18 protein-coding genes and 1 tRNA gene are annotated in these 16,813 nt (G+C 60.8%); 7 read left to right on the forward strand and 12 right to left on the reverse strand.

Annotation, left to right across the window (positions count from 1 at the left end; all coding sequences use genetic code 11):
* Positions 1-497 precede the first annotated feature (497 nt).
* Positions 498-584: transfer RNA gene (locus C9383_RS23385), tRNA-Leu, on the reverse strand.
* A 211-nt stretch (positions 585-795) separates the two neighbouring features.
* On the opposite strand from C9383_RS23385, the gene C9383_RS23390 reads away from it, so the two are divergent.
* Together C9383_RS23390 and C9383_RS23395 are read left to right on the forward strand one after the other, a co-directional pair.
* Positions 796-1,368, forward strand: coding sequence for a hypothetical protein (locus C9383_RS23390; protein ID WP_090370918.1), 573 nt, complete (start codon positions 796-798; stop codon positions 1,366-1,368).
* 129 nt (positions 1,369-1,497) lie between these two features.
* A complete protein-coding gene (locus C9383_RS23395) occupies positions 1,498-1,968 on the forward strand; it encodes a GFA family protein (protein ID WP_090370920.1) in 471 nt (156 codons plus the stop codon).
* On the opposite strand, the gene C9383_RS23400 is transcribed toward C9383_RS23395, so the two are convergent.
* A complete protein-coding gene (locus tag C9383_RS23400; RefSeq protein ID WP_090370922.1) occupies positions 1,948-2,475 on the reverse strand; it encodes a DinB family protein in 528 nt (175 codons plus the stop codon). The genes C9383_RS23395 and C9383_RS23400 overlap by 21 nt on opposite strands.
* Before the next feature lie 125 nt (positions 2,476-2,600).
* Between C9383_RS23400 and C9383_RS23405 the strand changes: the two genes are divergently transcribed.
* On the forward strand, positions 2,601-3,308 hold the full coding sequence (locus tag C9383_RS23405) for a tellurite resistance TerB family protein (protein ID WP_090370924.1): 708 nt from the start codon (positions 2,601-2,603) through the stop codon (positions 3,306-3,308).
* Here the strand turns inward: C9383_RS23405 and C9383_RS23410 are convergent.
* The 7 genes from C9383_RS23410 to C9383_RS23440 form a co-directional block, all read right to left on the reverse strand.
* The gene (locus C9383_RS23410) at positions 3,305-4,126 is read right to left on the reverse strand and encodes a hypothetical protein (RefSeq protein WP_090370926.1); all 822 of its coding nucleotides are present in this window, start codon (positions 4,124-4,126) and stop codon (positions 3,305-3,307) included. The genes C9383_RS23405 and C9383_RS23410 overlap by 4 nt on opposite strands.
* 18 nt (positions 4,127-4,144) lie before the next feature.
* On the reverse strand, positions 4,145-4,492 hold the full coding sequence (locus C9383_RS23415; protein ID WP_090370928.1) for a DUF2493 domain-containing protein: 348 nt from the start codon (positions 4,490-4,492) through the stop codon (positions 4,145-4,147).
* Between the two features lie 64 nt (positions 4,493-4,556).
* Entirely contained in the window at positions 4,557-7,271 is a 2,715-nt protein-coding gene (mgtA, locus tag C9383_RS23420) for a magnesium-translocating P-type ATPase (RefSeq protein WP_090370931.1), read from the reverse strand.
* Positions 7,272-7,506: 235 nt separating this feature from the next.
* Positions 7,507-7,800 carry a hypothetical protein gene (locus C9383_RS28470; protein ID WP_081086954.1) on the reverse strand — a complete coding sequence of 98 codons (294 nt, stop codon included), beginning with the start codon at positions 7,798-7,800 and terminating at the stop codon, positions 7,507-7,509.
* A 319-nt stretch (positions 7,801-8,119) separates the two neighbouring features.
* A complete protein-coding gene (locus C9383_RS23430) occupies positions 8,120-8,731 on the reverse strand; it encodes a LysE family transporter (RefSeq protein WP_090370933.1) in 612 nt (203 codons plus the stop codon).
* A gap of 73 nt (positions 8,732-8,804) precedes the next feature.
* Entirely contained in the window at positions 8,805-9,596 is a 792-nt protein-coding gene (locus C9383_RS23435; protein ID WP_090370935.1) for an AraC family transcriptional regulator, read from the reverse strand.
* 62 nt (positions 9,597-9,658) lie between these two features.
* The gene (locus C9383_RS23440) at positions 9,659-10,942 is read right to left on the reverse strand and encodes an arsenic transporter (RefSeq protein ID WP_090370937.1); all 1,284 of its coding nucleotides are present in this window, start codon (positions 10,940-10,942) and stop codon (positions 9,659-9,661) included.
* Positions 10,943-11,251: 309 nt separating this feature from the next.
* Between C9383_RS23440 and C9383_RS23445 the strand changes: the two genes are divergently transcribed.
* From C9383_RS23445 to C9383_RS23460, 4 genes are all read left to right on the forward strand, one after another.
* Positions 11,252-11,467, forward strand: a complete 216-nt coding sequence (locus C9383_RS23445) for a hypothetical protein (protein ID WP_060752951.1) — start codon at positions 11,252-11,254, stop codon at positions 11,465-11,467.
* Between the two features lie 71 nt (positions 11,468-11,538).
* Positions 11,539-12,234 carry an AzlC family ABC transporter permease gene (locus tag C9383_RS23450; protein WP_090370939.1) on the forward strand — a complete coding sequence of 232 codons (696 nt, stop codon included), beginning with the start codon at positions 11,539-11,541 and terminating at the stop codon, positions 12,232-12,234.
* Positions 12,231-12,542, forward strand: a complete 312-nt coding sequence (locus C9383_RS23455) for an AzlD domain-containing protein (RefSeq protein ID WP_060752953.1) — start codon at positions 12,231-12,233, stop codon at positions 12,540-12,542. Before C9383_RS23450 ends, C9383_RS23455 begins: the two co-directional genes overlap by 4 nt.
* Positions 12,543-12,714: 172 nt before the next feature.
* The gene (locus C9383_RS23460) at positions 12,715-13,068 is read left to right on the forward strand and encodes a hypothetical protein (RefSeq protein ID WP_090370941.1); all 354 of its coding nucleotides are present in this window, start codon (positions 12,715-12,717) and stop codon (positions 13,066-13,068) included.
* A gap of 143 nt (positions 13,069-13,211) precedes the next feature.
* Here the strand turns inward: C9383_RS23460 and C9383_RS23465 are convergent, their stop codons facing one another.
* The 3 genes from C9383_RS23465 to C9383_RS23475 all read right to left on the reverse strand — a co-directional run bounded on the left by C9383_RS23465 (position 13,212) and on the right by C9383_RS23475 (position 16,793).
* Positions 13,212-13,916, reverse strand: a complete 705-nt coding sequence (locus C9383_RS23465) for a YoaK family protein (RefSeq protein ID WP_090370944.1) — start codon at positions 13,914-13,916, stop codon at positions 13,212-13,214.
* Positions 13,917-13,984: 68 nt separating this feature from the next.
* Positions 13,985-15,619 carry an ABC-F family ATP-binding cassette domain-containing protein gene (locus tag C9383_RS23470; protein ID WP_090370946.1) on the reverse strand — a complete coding sequence of 545 codons (1,635 nt, stop codon included), beginning with the start codon at positions 15,617-15,619 and terminating at the stop codon, positions 13,985-13,987.
* Positions 15,620-15,743: 124 nt separating this feature from the next.
* Complete coding sequence (locus C9383_RS23475) at positions 15,744-16,793, reverse strand: DNA topoisomerase IB (protein ID WP_060752957.1); 1,050 nt, start codon at positions 16,791-16,793, stop codon at positions 15,744-15,746.
* Between the last annotated feature and the right edge of the window lie 20 nt (positions 16,794-16,813).

Below are 16,813 nucleotides of genomic sequence, written 5' to 3' on the forward strand. Positions count from 1 at the left end.
ACCTAAGGCTGTTGCCGAATGCATCCGAGATGGGTGGCAGGCGACGGATTTGATAGGGGGTAGTCTCGGAGGGATATTGCAGACGTCGGGTACCCGATACACGGTGATAGCACCCAATCCTGAAATTCCGTGGCATCTCGCTGATGTGGATCCGAAAGGGCTGGCTCTCTTGTCCGGTACCATTTCTTCCGTACGTGGCAGACGCCATCAGAAAAAATCTCTGGGGTCGTGACTGCTTGCGCCCGATGAGGACTGCCGTTGTCTGTACTCTTTAAATAGCGATGCTGGCGAGTGCGTGGTGCCGATGATGAATGAGGCGCGCCAGGGGAGGACACCGGATGTCGACACGGAGATCCACTACCTGCTGACGCGTTTTTTGGATTGCTATTCATTCGGCAGGACGCCGGAGAGGGAAAGCTGCGGAGCACGGTCAGAAATTGCTGAGCACAAAAGATAAGGGCCTGCATGAAGTTCATCATGCAAGCCCTTGATATCTATGGTGCCCGAACCCGGAATCGAACCGGGACGCCCTTACGAGCGGGGGATTTTAAGTCCCATGCGTCTACCAGTTTCGCCATTCGGGCGGTAGCGCGGTGTAACAGGGTTGGGAATATATAGAGCCTGGCTCGTTGGTGCAAGGTTCTTGCCTAAAAGCCGGGTTAAAAAAGCTTGTGAGATCAGTAGTCTACAACGCCCGAGCGGACCCTTTTCGAGTTTTCTCTGGGACGGGAACAAGATGCTGAAAGCGCAGTCATAGCGATATGCCATCCCGGCATTCTGGAAAGGAATCAGTTGATGTTCAGTGCGCGTAAGCCTTCTTGGATGATTGCGGTCAGTGTAATCGGGTTGTTGGCGGTGGGTAGCGTAGGCACAGCGCAGGCGGGGGATGAGTTTGAATGGAGCGGATTCAGTTCCTCGCCGGGTGACAGGCTTGCGACCAGTTCCGCGGGGGCCGGTCAGCAGCAAGTATTGGCGGCGAGCAATTTTACGGTGAACGATATTGAGCGCTTGCAGAGTAATCAGAAAAGCCACGAGGAAGAGCTTCAGCGTTTGAAAAGCAAACTGGACGAACAGGCGCGCTATTTCGAAGAGTTCAAGCGTAAGGATGGCTCAAGCTCCAGCGCCAGTGACAGCCAGTTGGCTGATTTGAAGCACACGGTCGCGGATCAGAAGAACACCATCGACAAGCTCAAAAGCGAAGTGGAGGACCTGAAGCGCAATTCCAGCTCCAGTTCGAGTTCCAGCTCCAGTGAGCTGTCGCGGCTCAAGGACGATGCCCAGGATCAGAAACGTAGCCTTGAAGACCAGAAGCGCAGCCTTGATGATCTGAAGCACACGGTCGACACCCTGGCCAGCAAGGTGAAGTGACGCCTGCCGGCGCTTGAGTCAGTCGCTGGCAATGTGCGAAGCGGCATTGCTGGCGACATGGCGTGTGGTGTTCTCAGCGTTCGGTTCACGCTACCCTGTGACGTCCACAATCATGAAAAGGAATGAATGATGAGCGTCGTACACCAGCCGCTGGAGGGCAGTTGCCGCTGTAACCGGGTGCGCTTCAGTGTCAGTTTGCCCGAGGTGATCACCATGGCCTGCCATTGCCGTGGTTGCCAGAAAATGACCTCCAGCGCGTTTTCCCTCAGCGCCTTGATTCCCGCCGCTGGGTTTACCATCACCCAAGGCTGCCCGGTCATCGGCGGGCTGCAGGGTGTGGACCGCCACTATTGCTGCCCGCATTGCATGAGTTGGCTGTTTACCCGGCCCCACGGCATCGACGAGTTCGTCAATGTGCGCGCCACGTTGCTCGATAACGCCCGCGACTATGTACCTTTCATGGAAACCTGGACCCGCGAAAAACTGCCCTGGGCCTCCACCCCCGCCGTCGAAAGCTTTGCACAATTGCCTGAACCCGAGGACTTCCCGCGCCTGTTGCAGGCTTACGCCGAGTTTGTCTCAGTCAATCAACGCCAATAGATCCGTAACACCCACGTCCACGCCTGCCTGGCTCAGCAGCGTGGTGGCCTGGCCCCGGTGATGGGTCTGGTGATTGAAAAAGTGCACGAGCAAGCCAAAGAACGGCTTGCTGGCCCCCACGCCGCGCATGTTGGAGTACTGCAGGCGATGATCCAGGTCAGGCTCGCGCAAGGTGTTGACCCAATCGAGTATCAACTGATCCAGCCAGGCGCGTCGGGCAGAAAGCTCACGAATATCGGCGAACGCCAGTTGCTTGAGGTCGGTGGGTGTTGCGATCGAACTCAAGGGTGCCAGCGCCGCAAAGCCTGCCGGGTGTTGGGCAAAGCGTTTGAGCCAGACCGTATCACCCAGTGCAAGGTGGTTCAGGGTGCCGAGGATCGAGCCGAAGAACGCCTGCCGGTCTGCGCTCAACGCGGCGTCCGGCAATTGGCCGGCAGCAGCATAGACCTTCTGGTTCATCCACTGGTTGTAGCTCGCCATCAATGCAACGTGCTCGATACGGTTCACCTGTGTGCTCCTTCAACGGTGTAATGGCGCCATCATAAGGCGTGCCTGCTCGGCGGTCTTGGTATTCCGACAGGGGCAGGCTATGGTTGTTGAACGCCCATATTGCGCCCTGGGAGGGCGACACCATGAACACCAGCGATCTATTGGAACAACTGCTGCGCGCGGGCCAGCAAAACAGCGGTGCTTCAGGCGGTGGCCTGGGCGGCTTGGGCGGCCTGGGCGGGTTGCTCGGCGGGTTACTCAACAGTACGGGCAATAGTGCTTCGGCCGGGGGCGGTTTGGGCGGATTGCTGGGTGGTCTCGGCGGTTTATTGAGCGGTGCGCCTGCGGGCGGTGCCACGCAGCAGCGCTCCGGTGGGATGAATTATGCGGCGCTGGCGTCGTTGGGGATGGCGGCTTTCCAGGCGTACCAGGCGTGGCAGCGCCAGCAGGCCAGTGCGCCGCAGCAGGCAATCCAGACGGTCGACCAACTCGACGGGGCGGATGCCGAAGCCCATAGCCATGCCGTGCTGCGCGCATTGATCGCGGCAGCCAAGGCCGATGGCAAGATCGATGAGCAAGAGCGGCAGATGATCTCAGCCGAAATTGGCCGGCATACCGATGACCCCCAGTTGCAACAATGGCTCGACGCCGAAGTCGCCAAGCCACTGAATGCCGGGGATTTTGCCGAGTATGCCGATGACCCGGCACTGGCGTCGGAGATCTACCTGGCCAGCGTGATGCTGGTCAACGATCAACAGGAGGCGGAACGCGCTTACCTGGATGAGCTGGCCGGGCAGTTGCAAATCGACCCGCAGTTGCAACTGCACCTGGAGCAGCAGGCGAAAGCTTAAAAACGCAGGGTGGCACCCGTGGTCAACCACTGGTTGTGATCCTCGTTGAGGCTTTGCCCAACCAGCAGGTCGATGTCGATCAGCTGACCCACGTGAAAGCGCGGCCCGGCCTGCCAGGCCTGGTCGCCGCCTTCCTGGCCATAGCGCTCACCGATCAGCGTGAGTGCATCGGCTACTTGGTACTCGAAACCTGTGCCCCACGTCAGCCGGTGCTGCTGTTCACCACCGTTATAGGCGTGGGTCCAACCGCCATTGAAGTTCAAGCGCAGTGCTTCAACGGGTTGCCAGGTCAGAGGCACGTTGAAGTCGGCGCCGTCAAAGGCATGCGCGCGGTCCAAGGCGAAGTGGCTGGTGGCGGACACCGCCAACTGCAATCCCAGATCTTGCCGTGACCATACCTGGGCTTTGACTTGCGGGCTCACCTGCGTCTCGGCATCCCCCGCATTGCTGGCACGCGACAGCGCCGCACTCCATTGCACCGCCGGCAGCGCGCTGAACGTGCAGGCCGGGTTCAGGGTTTCGTTATGGACGTTGCCTTGGTGCCGGTTGACGCTGTACCAGGCGTCGACGTTGCAGGTGCCCGGATCATTGACCGCGCCGTCGTCGACCACGTAGGCGCCACCGGCTGCCTGGGCCTTGGAACACATCGCGATGAGCAGAACAATGCCCAGGCTCGCGCCAATGAAGATCAGGTTGCGTTGCAGCGCGCGGCGCTTGGCCGGCGGTAACAGCAACAGCGTATGGCGAGCCCCCCGATAGTGACGTGCGCGATATTTGGCAAACCCATCCGGGCGATGAGGGGTGTGTTTTTTGTGCATGATGCACCTCGCTTGAATTCAGCTTTCTACGGTCAGCACCGAAATGCCGCTGGCTTTGGCCTGGCTGACCAGCTCCGAGGTGTCGTCACCGCCTGGCAGGGCGATAATCACGTCGGGTCGGCTGTCGGTCAGCATGAAATGATTGCGTTGGCGTTCCGCCTGTTTGCCATGGCGTTGCCAATTGCACGGGTAACGCACCACATCGATGCCCATTTCCCGCGCCCACTCCTCGATGTTGCTGCCGAGGAATTGGTTGCCGCCGTGAATCAATACCTGCATCGGGCGCAGGCGGTGGTAAGCGTCCAGCACTTGGCGGGACTTCTTGGTGTCGGCGTAATGACGACCTGCACAGATCAAGACGCGCATGTTCGAATCCTTGTGATGCGCGGTGGCGACCCTGCGGCCGCCACCGTTTAAACGGCGGGAGCGATCAGTACCACTGCTTGAAGCGGCGGATGTAGATCGTTTTCATCAGTTGGGCCACGCAGCAGTAGGCGAGCAGGGTGCCGACCAGCCATGGGAAGTACGCCAGCGGCAGCGGTTGCAGGCCCACCAGGGTGCCCAGCGGCGAGAACGGCACGTAGATCCCCAGAGCGATCACCAGGCAGGTCATCATCAGCACCGGCCAGGCCGCCGTGCTCTGGAAGAACGGGATCTTGCGGGTGCGCAGCATATGCACCACCAGGGTTTGCGAGAGCAGCCCTTCGATGAACCAGCCGGACTGGAACAGGGTCTGCATTTCCACACTGTTAGCGCTGAACACGTACCACATCAAGGCAAAGGTGGTGATGTCGAAGATCGACGAGGTCGGCCCGATCCAGATCATGAAGCGGCCGATGTTTTGCGCATCCCACTTACGTGGTTTGGCCAGGTATTCCTTGTCCATCTTGTCCCACGGCAAGGCCAGCTGGGAGATGTCGTACATCAGGTTTTGCAGCAGCAGGTGGATCGCCAGCATCGGCATGAACGGAATGAACGCACTGGCTACCAGTACCGAGAACACGTTGCCGAAGTTGGAGCTGGCGGTCATGTTCAGGTACTTCATGATATTGCCGAAGGTTTCGCGGCCCTTGAGCACACCTTCTTCCAGCACCATCAGGCTCTTTTCCAGCAGGATGATGTCCGCCGATTCCTTGGCGATATCCGTGGCGGTGTCGACCGAAATACCCACGTCGGCATCGCGCAGCGCCGGCGCATCGTTGATACCGTCGCCCAGGAAACCCACGGTATGGCCGTTGGCTTGCAGGGCCTTGAGCACCCGGGATTTCTGCAGCGGTGTCAGCTTGGCAAACACCGTGCGTTCTTCCACGCGGCGCAGCAGGGTGGCGTCGTCCATGGCTTCGATATCCACGCCCAGCAGCGGCTGGCCGGGTTCGAGGCCAACCTGGCGGCAGATCTTGGCGGTGACTACCGCGTTGTCGCCGGTGAGCACTTTGACGGCAACACCAATTTCCTGCAGTGCGGCAATGGCCGGGCCCGCGGTTTCCTTTGGCGGATCGAGGAAGGTCAGGAAGCCCTGGATCACCAGGTTGCGCTCATCGGCAGGGGTGTACTGTTGGCGCGCCAGGGATTTGGGAATGTTGCGCGTTGCGACCACCAGTACGCGGAAACCATCCTCGTTGTAGTCGTTGGCCAGCGCCAGCAACTCTTCACGACGGCGCTCATCCAGCGGCACGGCATCGCTGCCTTCCTTCACGTGGGTGGAAATGCTCAGCATCTCTTCCACGGCGCCCTTGCACACCAGCAACTGATCGCCGGCAGCATCCTTGACGACGATCGACAGGCGGCGGCGTACAAAGTCGAACGGCAATTCATCCACTTTGCTGTAGGCAAATGGCACCTGGAACTTGGGGTTCTGCTCCGAGAACTGCACCACGGCCTGGTCCATCAGGTTCTTCATGCCGCTCTGGTGGAAACTGTTGAGCCAGGCCAGCGACAGCACCGCATCGTCACGTTGGCCAAAGGCGTTGACGTGGTGTTCGAGGATGATTTTGTCCTGGGTCAGGGTGCCGGTCTTGTCGGTGCACAGCACGTCCATCGAACCGAAGTTCTGGATCGCATTCAGACGCTTGACCACCACTTTGCGCTTGGCCATGGCGGTGGCGCCCTTGGCCAGGTTGGCGCTGACGATCATCGGCAGCATTTCCGGGGTGAGGCCCACAGCAACCGCCAGGGCGAACAGGAACGCATCGCCCCAATCACCTTTGGAGAAACCGTTGAGCAGGAACACGATCGGCACCATCACCAGCATGAAGCGGATCAGCAGCCAGCTGACGCTGTTCACCCCACGGTCGAAGGCGGTTTGCACACGGGAGCCGACGATCGCTTTGGCCAGGGAACCGAAGTAGGTGCGCGGCCCGGTGGCGACCACCACGGCTTTGGCCCGGCCGCTGACTACGTTGGTGCCCATGAAGCAGATGTTCGGCAGGTCCAGCAGGTTGCCCTGGTCGGCCGCCAACGAGGACGCCGACTTCTGCGTCACATCACCCAGGGTGTCGTACTTCTCGACCGGCAAGGCTTCGCCGGTCAGCACCGCCTGGCTGATAAACAGGTCACGGGATTCGATCAGGCGGATATCCGCCGGGATCATATCGCCGGCCGACAACTGCACGATATCGCCGGCCACCAGTTCACGCATCGGCACTTCGCGCAGGCTGGGCTGGGCGCCCACTTGCTCGCGGCGCAGCACGGTGGCGGTGGTGCGGACCATTGCCTTGAGCGCTTCGGCGGACTTGGCCGAGCGGTGTTCCTGCCAGAAGCGCAGCAGGCTGCTGAGCAACACCATGGTCATGATGATGATGACCTTGGTCGGGTCGGCCTCTTCGCCGTCCCGCATCGGCAGCCAGCAGTCGGTGACAAAGCTGATGCCGCCCAGGGTCAGCAGGACATAGATAAAAGGGTTGTTCAGTGCCTGCAGGAACTGGACGATGGCGTGAGGCGGCTTGTCATGGGCCACCTCGTTATAGCCTTCGCGCTGGAGGCGTGCCGAGGCATCCAGTTCGGTCAGGCCGTCCTGGGTCGCCCGTACATTGGCGAGGGTGGCCGACAGGCCGTTCTGGGCTTCGCGGGCGGCACGCATCGACAGTTTGGTGTCGGTCGCAGTGCCATTTTTCTTGTGCAGAGGCGTGTTTTTTACGGCGCTCATTGTCTGTACTCCTGTCGCCAATTCTCGACAAAACATACCCGGTACTTACCTGATTGCAGGCGAGCGAAAGCATGCCGAGCCGCGGACTTCGCGATCGGTTTAAATAAAGTGCTTAATAACTTCTACAAGGCCCGCTTAGTGCGCGTTAATTAATTAGCGCGCAGCGGGCTACTACTGGACTTGTTCATAAAGAACTCCAGAAGGTTAATCGGAAAAGTTGTGGTTTCCAGCAGGCTCAGGCTGTGCGAGCGCTCACATAGAGGCTAAGCATCAGGCTCGCTTGAACGAGGCTGGAAACGTTCCGTCTCTGCGGGTCTTGAGGGTCGGCGTGATCCCAGTGCTGAACCAGTTGGCCAGTGGTGGGGCAGACACGCCAGTGCGCCAGCATTGGCGCCGGGCGTACTTGGGGAGAGGTTGCGGCAAAGGGCGAGCGGGTAGGCGAAAAGCCCACGGGCATGCGGCATAGCTTGGCTCGCAGGGCCGAGGCCAGCGAGCGGATATCAGGCAAAACAAAGGGTTGAAGGGTCATAACACACCTCGGGACCGGACAAGCGACCGGCGAGGCAGTTACGGTGGAGCATCAAGCTCTAGCGCAGCTTACCGGACCGGGGAGGCGAGTCCTGTCATATTCTGGGTTTGGCGCCCGATGCCCGCAGAGGCGGTGCTCGGACAGCGACTAGATACTGTGTCCATTGGCTTCTTTTGTGAGGTTTAAAAAAGGCCCCCAATTGCGGGCAGGGGCAATCTACTCAGCCAGTTACAAAATGTCAACGCATGATTAATTAAATGATCCGGCGTTCAGAGTTCATTCAGACAAGAGGCACGGGAAAGTTGCGATATATATAACTTCATACGCCCAATGCCGCGAGATAGGCGAGATACAACAGTACCAATCCGCAGGTGCCATAACTGACCCGCTGCCAGCGCGCCGATGCGTTCTTGCGCAACAGGTTGACCAGCGTAGCCACCACGAAGCACGACAATACCGACGCCAGCATGAAACCGGCAAAAAACATCAGGGTCTGCGAATGACTGGGCGTAGTGCCGACGATGCCCGACAATGCACTGCCGAGGGCGCCCCAATACACAATGTTCTTCGGGTTGGCCAGGGAGATGGCTGCGCCTACCGCCAGCGCATTCTGCCCTGAACGTGCAGGCCCGGTTTGCGCTTGCGGCAAGTGCCAGGCGTCGATCAAGCCGCGCACGCCCAGCCAGGCCAGGTACAGCGCGCAGACCACCGTCAGCGGTATGCGCACGGCGTCATGCTGGATCAGCAGGGCGATACCGGTCAGGCCGATAACCGCCCACACGGCATCGCCCACCAGAGAGCCGACCTGCACGAGCAAGGCCGGGGTGAACCCCTGAAGCAAACCCCGGCGCAACGTCTCCGCCAGCACCGCACCGGGAGAGAGGCAAAAAACAAAACCGAATACCAGTGCGTAAAAAAAGATCGTCAACATGCCTGAATTCCCAGAAGTGATGGCAGGCAGTGTGCGAGCGGATGGCGCTATCGTCTTGGACCAGATTGCGATTTCAGCGCTGCAACAGGTGTTGATAACGGCCGGGAGTAATGCCATAGGCGGCGCGGAAATGCCGATTGAGGTGGCTCTGGTCGGCAAAACCCAGGTCCTGGGCCACTTCGCAGGGTTGCAGCCCCCTGCGCAGCAGACCTTTGGCGCGCCGGGTGCGAAGTTGCATGGCCCATTGCCGCGGGCTCAAGCCGGTCTCTTTCTGGAAGGCCCGCAACAGATGAAATTTGGACAGCCCCAACTCATCGCCAAGGTGTTCCAGAGGCAGCGTCTGATGAAGTTGCGCAGCGAGCAACTCCTGGGCGCGGCTGATCATGGGTTTTCCCGCCGGTGCACTCCCTTGCAGGCGCACACCACTGCAACCGACCACCTCGCCGAGCAGCAGTACCAGCGCTTCTTCATTCAGTTCGCGGACCAAGGCATCGCCGCTCAATGCGCCTTTCACCGCCCTCGCGAGGCGTTGCGCCAGCTCCGGTTGAAAACACAGGGCACGATCAAACTCCAACTCTGCCAGGCCCAGGTCGGTGGCCAGTTGATCTGCCATGGCGTACACGCTGACAAACTGCCAGGGAGCGCCCTCAGCAGCGCCACCGCCCTGAATCTGGCCCGGGTTGTACAGGGTGATGCTGCCCGGGCCCGCCTGGAATTCGCGACGGTCGAGCCAGACTTTCTCTTCGCCGACCAGGTTCACGCCGATCACGCATTCATCGTGACTGTGACGGGCAAAGGACAGGCCGGTGCAGCGGGTGCTGGTGAGTTCATAGTGGCCCAGCCAGGCGTGTTGCATCGCGTTCATCGGGTCAGCTCGGCAGTGGGTTGCGCCTTAGCATACGTAGCTGACCCAGGCGGCGAAAGTGTTCAGACACTCAGGCGCAGCGCGAGCGCGGCCAGGGTGATCAACAGCACCGGCAGGGTCAGTACGACCCCGACCCTGAAGTAGTAGCCCCAGGTAATGGTGATGCCTTTGCGCGCCAGGATATGCAGCCATAACAAGGTGGCCAGGCTGCCGATAGGCGTGATTTTCGGGCCCAGGTCGCTGCCGATCACGTTGGCGTAGATCATCGCGTCCTTGATCACGCCCATCGCATGGCTGGACTCGATGGACAGGGCACCGATCAGCACCGTCGGCAGGTTGTTCATGACCGATGACAGCAACGCGGTGAGCACACCGGTGCCCATCGCCGCCCCCCACACCCCGTAGGTGGCGAAGGTGTCCAGCCAGGTGGCCAGGTAGGTCGTCAGGCCGGCGTTGCGCAGCCCGTAGACCACCAGGTACATGCCCAGGGAAAAGATCACGATCTGCCAGGGGGCTTCCTTGAGCACCTTGCGCGTGGAGATCTTGTGGCCTTTGGCCGCGATGACCAACAGCAGCACCGCGCACACCGCAGAAATCGCACTGATGGGAATACCCAGCGGCTCCAGGGCAAAGCAACCGATCAGCAAAATACCGAGTACCCACCAACCGGCGCGAAAGGTCGCACGGTCGTGAACGGCCCTGGCCGGGTCTTCCAGGTCGTCTGGGTTGTAGGCCTGTGGAATGTCGCGGCGGAAGAACCACAGCAGCACCGCCAGGGTGGCCGCGACGCTGACCAGGTTCACCGGCACCATGACGGCGGCGTATTGGTTGAAACCGATCTTGAAGTAATCCGCCGAGACGATGTTCACCAGGTTCGACACCACCAGCGGCAGGCTGGCCGTGTCCGCGATAAACCCGGCGCCCATGACGAAGGCGAGGGTCGCTGCCGGAGAGAAACGCAACGCCAGCAGCATCGACATCACAATGGGCGTGAGGATCAGTGCCGCGCCGTCATTGGCGAACAGTGCCGACACCAGCGCGCCGAGCAATACCATATAGGCAAACAACCGCCGCCCACGCCCTTGGCCCCAGCGCGCCACGTGCAGCGCGGTCCAGGCAAAGAAGCCGGCCTCGTCGAGCAACAGGCTGATGATGATCAGCGCCACAAACGTACCGGTGGCGTTCCAGATGATGTGCCACACCGCCGGGATGTCCGACAGGCTGATCACTCCGCAGGCCAGGGCCAGGATTGCCCCCAAGGTGGCGCTCCAGCCGACGCCCAGCCCTTTGGGCTGCCAGATGACCAGGATGATGGTGAAGAGAAAAATCGCAACGGCGACAAGCATGAATGAACGCTCCGATGGCTCGGCAACAGGTGCCGGCCGGTTATGGTGTTGGGCCTATTGTATCCAGACGCTACGCGTCGCTGCGCCAACCATGGCACTTTGTCATCCAAGGCATGGATCAGTTCGCGTGAGCAAAGTTCGTCTTTGTGTGGGAACAATTACGCCGACGGGTAGGCGCGTTGCGAGGTCAAACCCTGAAACCATTGACGTGGATCAAATCTACCGCAATCGACACACAAGTGATTGAAATTAAAATGAAACATGAATGTCCTAAAGTGCCTGCCCATTGCTCATGAAGGAAGATCCCGCGTGACCCGTGCCACTCGCAACCTGCGTAAGACCCTCGATTCCGTCGCGGACAATAACGAAACCGCGGCGTTTGACTTGATGCGTGCCGTCGAAAAAGTCGGCGATGAAGTGCTGCGCCAACGTCTGCTCAATACCATTCACCGGCTCAACCAGGACGCCTACGAGCTGCGCGAAGCGCGGGACTCGGTCGAACAGGTATCGGTAAAACTCGCCTGAGCAAGATCGTTCAAGACAGCCCCTGTGTGACCCTGGCATGCTTGTCGACCCTCTGTCGATGAGCCGTTTCCATGCCTGCCGCCTTACCTCATTACGCCTTCGCTCGCGGTGCAATCGCGGTTATTCCGTTATCCCTGGCCTGTGCGCCCTGGGGGCTGCTCGCCGGCTCCATGGCGATCGACGCGCAGTTCACGCCGCTGCAAGCCCAGGGTTTGTCCGCCATTGTCTTTGCCGGTGCCGCGCAACTGGTGGCGATCGGCATGGTCAAGAGTGGCGCGAGCCTGATATCCATTGTCCTGACCACGCTGCTGCTGACGTCCCAGCATTTGCTGTATGGCATGCATATGCGCCCGACACTCTCGGCGCTCAATACACGCTGGCGCATCAGCATGGGGTTTCTGTTGACCGACGAGTTCTTCGCCTTGGTCAACCACTATGACCGTGAAACCTTCAACCGCTGGTATGCCCTGGGCGTCGGCCTGACGTTTTACATCGCCTGGAACCTGTTTACCCTGGCCGGCATCGTGCTCGGCAAAAGCATCCCCGGGCTTGATCAACTGGGGTTGGAGTTTTCCATCGCGGCGACCTTCATTGCCTTGATCACCCCAGTGGTGCGCGACGTACCGACGGTGGTCTGCGTGGCGATCTCGCTGTTGTGCTCGGTAGGGTTGAGCTTTTTGCGCTGGGAGTCGGCGGTGGTGGTCTCGGGCTTGCTGGGCATGAGTGCAGGCTATGCGTGCAAGCGGCTGGGGGTAGGGCAGGCATGATCTACTTGATGATAGTCGCCATGGGCCTGGTGGTCTTTTTCAACCGTTACCTGTTTATCGAGCCGCGTCTGCCGGTGCGCCTTAATCGCGGCGCCCGAGAGTTCCTCGGGTTTGCGGTGCCGGGCATGCTCACGGCGATTTGCGGGCCGATCATTTTTCTCGCCGATCACCGGCTCAACCTGAGCCCGACCAACCCTTATCTGCTCGCGGGTATCTGCGCGGTGGCGCTGATGTTCTGGACGCGCAGCGTACTGATCACGGTGTTGCTGAGCATGGCGCTGTTCTATCTGTTTCGTTGGTACTTCTGAAGCGCAGGCGAAAAAATGCCCGCGGGAGGGCGGGCAGAAGGAAGACTTCTTAAAAATGAGCCAGGCAACTATAGACGGCGCATTGTGCTTTTACCGTGAAACAAAGTTCATGTGCGCGTCAGTTAAGCCTGCGGCGGTGGTACAGTCGCGGTTTTTCCATGGAGGCGATGGCATGCGTAAGGTAGTAATGGGCGTCATGATGGTGGCGGCGCTGTCCGGTTGCGCCGGCACGAAGATGAAAGAGGCGCGTGCAGGCCAGCCCTATAAAACCCTGGCTTCGGACAAGGCCCCGCTGGTAGTTGCCCAATGCGTGCAGTTCGGCTGGCAGGACGAGGCGGTGTTCGGCGTGGACGCCGGAGGCTTCAAGGAGCCGTTGGAGTCAGATGGTTTCACGGTGTACACCACTGACGGTGCCTACTTTGTAGACGTGCGCGCCGCGGGTGCCGGCTCTACCGTCAAGTATTACGCAGCCGAAGACACGATGCCTGCCAAGCGTCGCCAGGCCGCCCTCGCGACCTGCCTGTAGTCCGTTGCTTTAGAATTATTCAGAAATGCCTGGCGCGACAGGCGCCGAGCATTGGCTTATTATTCATCCGCTCGCTCGACGTGATGGCTCTTTACCGGTACACGGATGTCGAGGCCTAAACGTCGGGCGGGCCTCTTTGCTCGTTATCGCGGCATGTAGCCCAAGTGCCAGCGCCGGGGAATCCTCAGCGATACCAGGCCCAGTAATATGGCCAATGCACCGCTGACCAGCAGCGCCTTCAGCCCCCATTGGTGCTCCAGCACCGCGCCGATCACCGCCCCCACAAACATCCCGGCCCACGGGATCAACTGTACCCGCCACCCGTTGCGTCGTTCGCCCAGCATCCAGCGGCCCAGCCCACGACCAAAGCGTGACAGTGCCCCCGTCACATAGGTCAGCCCCACGGGCAGGCCATTGACCTCTTCCACGGCTGCATTGAGCATGCCCATGGCGGTGATCGCTGCCAGCAAGGCAGGCAAGGTATCGGCGAAAGGCCATAAGCCGGCGCCGCTCAACAGCACGGCGATACACAACAGCAAGGGCAGGGCATGCCGACGGCCCAGGCGGCTGACCACGACACCCAAGGCGTTGCCGATGACGAACGTGGCGATCAACAACAGCAGGCGCCCGATCAGGCCCAGATCACCGGCGCCCATCGCCACGGCCAGGCGGGTGGTGTTGCCGCTCATGAATGACACGAAGTCCCCGCTGGCCATGAAGCCGATGGCATCGGTCATGCCGGCCAGCACCGAAAGGCTGGCCACCAGCAACAAGCCGACCCGGCCACGCCAGCGTTGGCGATGGGCCAGCGCGGCATTGGCGTAGGGCGTGCGGGACGAAGGCAGCATGGAGCGGGCTCCTCGATGAGATTATTCGGCCACTACCGTAAGAGGCTTTGCGGGTTGGCGCAATGACCTCAGACAGATTCCAGTCGCCAGCCCGCCGGATGCCAGTCCAATCGATGGGTCGGCCTGAGCGCCTGTACAAATGCCTCGTCATGCGACACCACCAACATGGCCCCGGTAAAGCCGCGCAGCGCCTGCTCAAAAGCGAGCACCGATTCCAGGTCCAGATGGTTGGTGGGCTCGTCCAGCAACAACAGTTGCGCCGGGATTTCGCGCCACAAGGCAATCGCCATTGCAGCTTTCAACCGCTCGCCGCCACTTAACTGGCCGGTAGGCTGGGTGACGCGCTGCGCATCCAGTTGCAGCAAGGCCAGGCGTGTGCGCAGTTCGGCTTCGGCCAGCGGCGTGTCGAGCAGGTTCAGCTGTTCGACGATGGAGCGTCGGTCGTCCAGTAGCGCCAGATGCTGGTCGATATACGCGTGGGTGACGTGCACGGCACATTCGCCGCCGACCGCCCGCCAGTGCCCCGCAAGCAGTTTGAGCAGGGTGGATTTGCCGCAACCGTTCGGCCCGTGTACCGCCACGCGCACAGGCCCCATCAGGTTCAACGTGACGTAGGTAGAAGACTGCTGCGCATCGAGCCACGGCAATTGGGCCTGTTCGAGCGTCACCACGTGTCGACCATTGGGCAGCCTTGAACCGGGCAGGGCGAGCAGAGTGGGCGTCTCGTCCACGACGCGTTCGTAGGCTTGGCGCACCTGCTGGTCGAGTTGGTGTTTATGCGCGTGGTGGGCGCTGCGTACGGTACTGACGATTTCCGTGGCGGCGCCTTTCCAGCGGGCCTTGGTGAACCGGTCAACGTTGGCAGTTTCTGCGTGTTTGCGCGCGCGGGCGGCATTGCGTTGCAGGCTGTCGTGATCCTTTTGCAGGCGCTTGCGTTCGCGGCTACGTTCAAGCCTGGCGTGCTCCAGGGCTGCAACCGCTGCGTGTTGTTCAGTGTCGCGTTGCTGGCGGTAAGCATCGTAGTTGCCGCCATAGACGCGCATGCCCAGCGGGGAAAGCTCGACGATGCGCCCCAAGGTGTTGAGCAACTGTCGATCATGGCTGACGACGACCAGGCCACCACGCCACTGGCCCAGGATGCGCAGCAGCCAGTCGCGGCCCAGGCTGTCGAGGTGGTTGGTGGGCTCATCCAATACCAGCAAATCCGGAGCGGCCAACAACGCGCCGATCACTGCGACGCGGGCCAGTTGGCCGCCACTCAGTTGAGCGGCCGGCGTATCGAAGCCCAGCGCTTGCAAGCCCGCCCCATCCAGCGCCGCGCGCAGGCGTTCGGCCAGGTCCCAGCGTTCATCAATCCGCTCGAAGTCATCGGCGCGGGCCTCACCCGATGCCATACGCTCAAGCGCGGCCAAGGCTTCGGCGGTGCGGGTGAGCTGGGCAATGCTTTCACCGGGTTGAACGCTCAGGCTCTGCGCGACATAGGCCACACGGGCATTGCCGTCGAGTGTGCCGGAGGAGGGCTGGAGCACACCGGCGATCAGCTTGGCGAGGACACTTTTGCCACGGCCATTACGCCCGACAATCCCGGTCGGCGTGTGATCGATGGACAGGTTGATAGCTTCCAGCAAGGTATCGCCATTGGCGAACTGGAAAGACACGTGTTGCAGGGAAACGAGTACGGGCAGCCGGTTGACGTCAGTCATCAGCACCTCCAAAAAAATGTCGAACAGGCCAACAAGCGCGCCAGGCGGCTCGTTGCAGATACATTTTGGAAGGCTTAGTGGTTCACGTCGGCGGTCATCCCGTAAATCAGAAGGGGGGCAAAGGCTAACCTGCCTTGGCGTTCTTAGGCAAGTCGGCGGCCAATTGCTCAAGAAACATCGCCAGGGCGACCTCTTCCGCTTTCAGGCCCTGGCGCACCCGTGGCTTGGGCAGTTTGGACAGTTCGCCCAGGCTGAAATGCTCCAGTACCGCCGGGTGGATGTAGCACTTGCGGCACACCGCTGGCGTGTTGCCCAACTGCTTGGCCACACTCTTGACCATGGCCACCACATGCCGCTTGGCGTCGGATTCCGGCTGCCATTCCAGGTCACGCAGCACCGCCAACGCAAGGGCGGTGCCGGCCCAGGTGCGATAGTCCTTGGCGGTAAAGTCGGCGCCGGTGAGGCTGTGCAGGTAGGCGTTGACGTCGTGGGAACTGACGGTATGGCGCTCACCGTCTGCATCCAGATACTGAAACAGGTTTTGCCCCGGCAGCTCCATGCAACGCTTGACCACTGTGGCCAGGCGCTTGTCCCTGACACTGACTTGATGCTCGACACCGCTTTTGCCCCGGAACTGGAACTGGATTTCGCTGCCCTTGATGTCCACATGACGATTACGCAGGGTAGTCAGCCCGTAGGACTTGTTGTCCCGCGCATACTGCGTATTGCCCACGCGGATCAGCGTGGCGTCCAGCAGCATGACCACGGTGGCCAGGACTTTTTCGCGGGTGAAACCGGGTTCGGCGATCTGTGCCTCCAACTGTTTGCGCAGCTTGGGCAGGGCCTTGCCGAACTCTTGCAGCCGAGCGTATTTGTCACTGTCGCGCACTTCGCGCCAGCGGGGGTGATACCGGTATTGCTTGCGGCCACGGGCATCCCGCCCGGTCGCCTGCAAGTGACCACGCGGATCGGCGCAGATCCACACATCGGTATAGGCGGGCGGTACGGCGAGGGCGTTCAGGCGCTTGATTTCATCGGCATCGGTGATGCGCTTGCCCTGCACATCGAAATACTGGAACTTGCCCCGCAGCGTTTTACGGCGGATGCCGGGCTGGCTGTCGTCAACGTAATGCAGGTCGCGGGGTAGATCGGCGGGCAGCGCAGAGTCGGGCATGGTGCAGGTTCCTTGGCAAA

This window comes from Pseudomonas palleroniana (genome assembly GCF_003031675.1).
In the GTDB taxonomy this organism is placed as follows: Bacteria; Pseudomonadota; Gammaproteobacteria; order Pseudomonadales; family Pseudomonadaceae; genus Aquipseudomonas; species Aquipseudomonas palleroniana.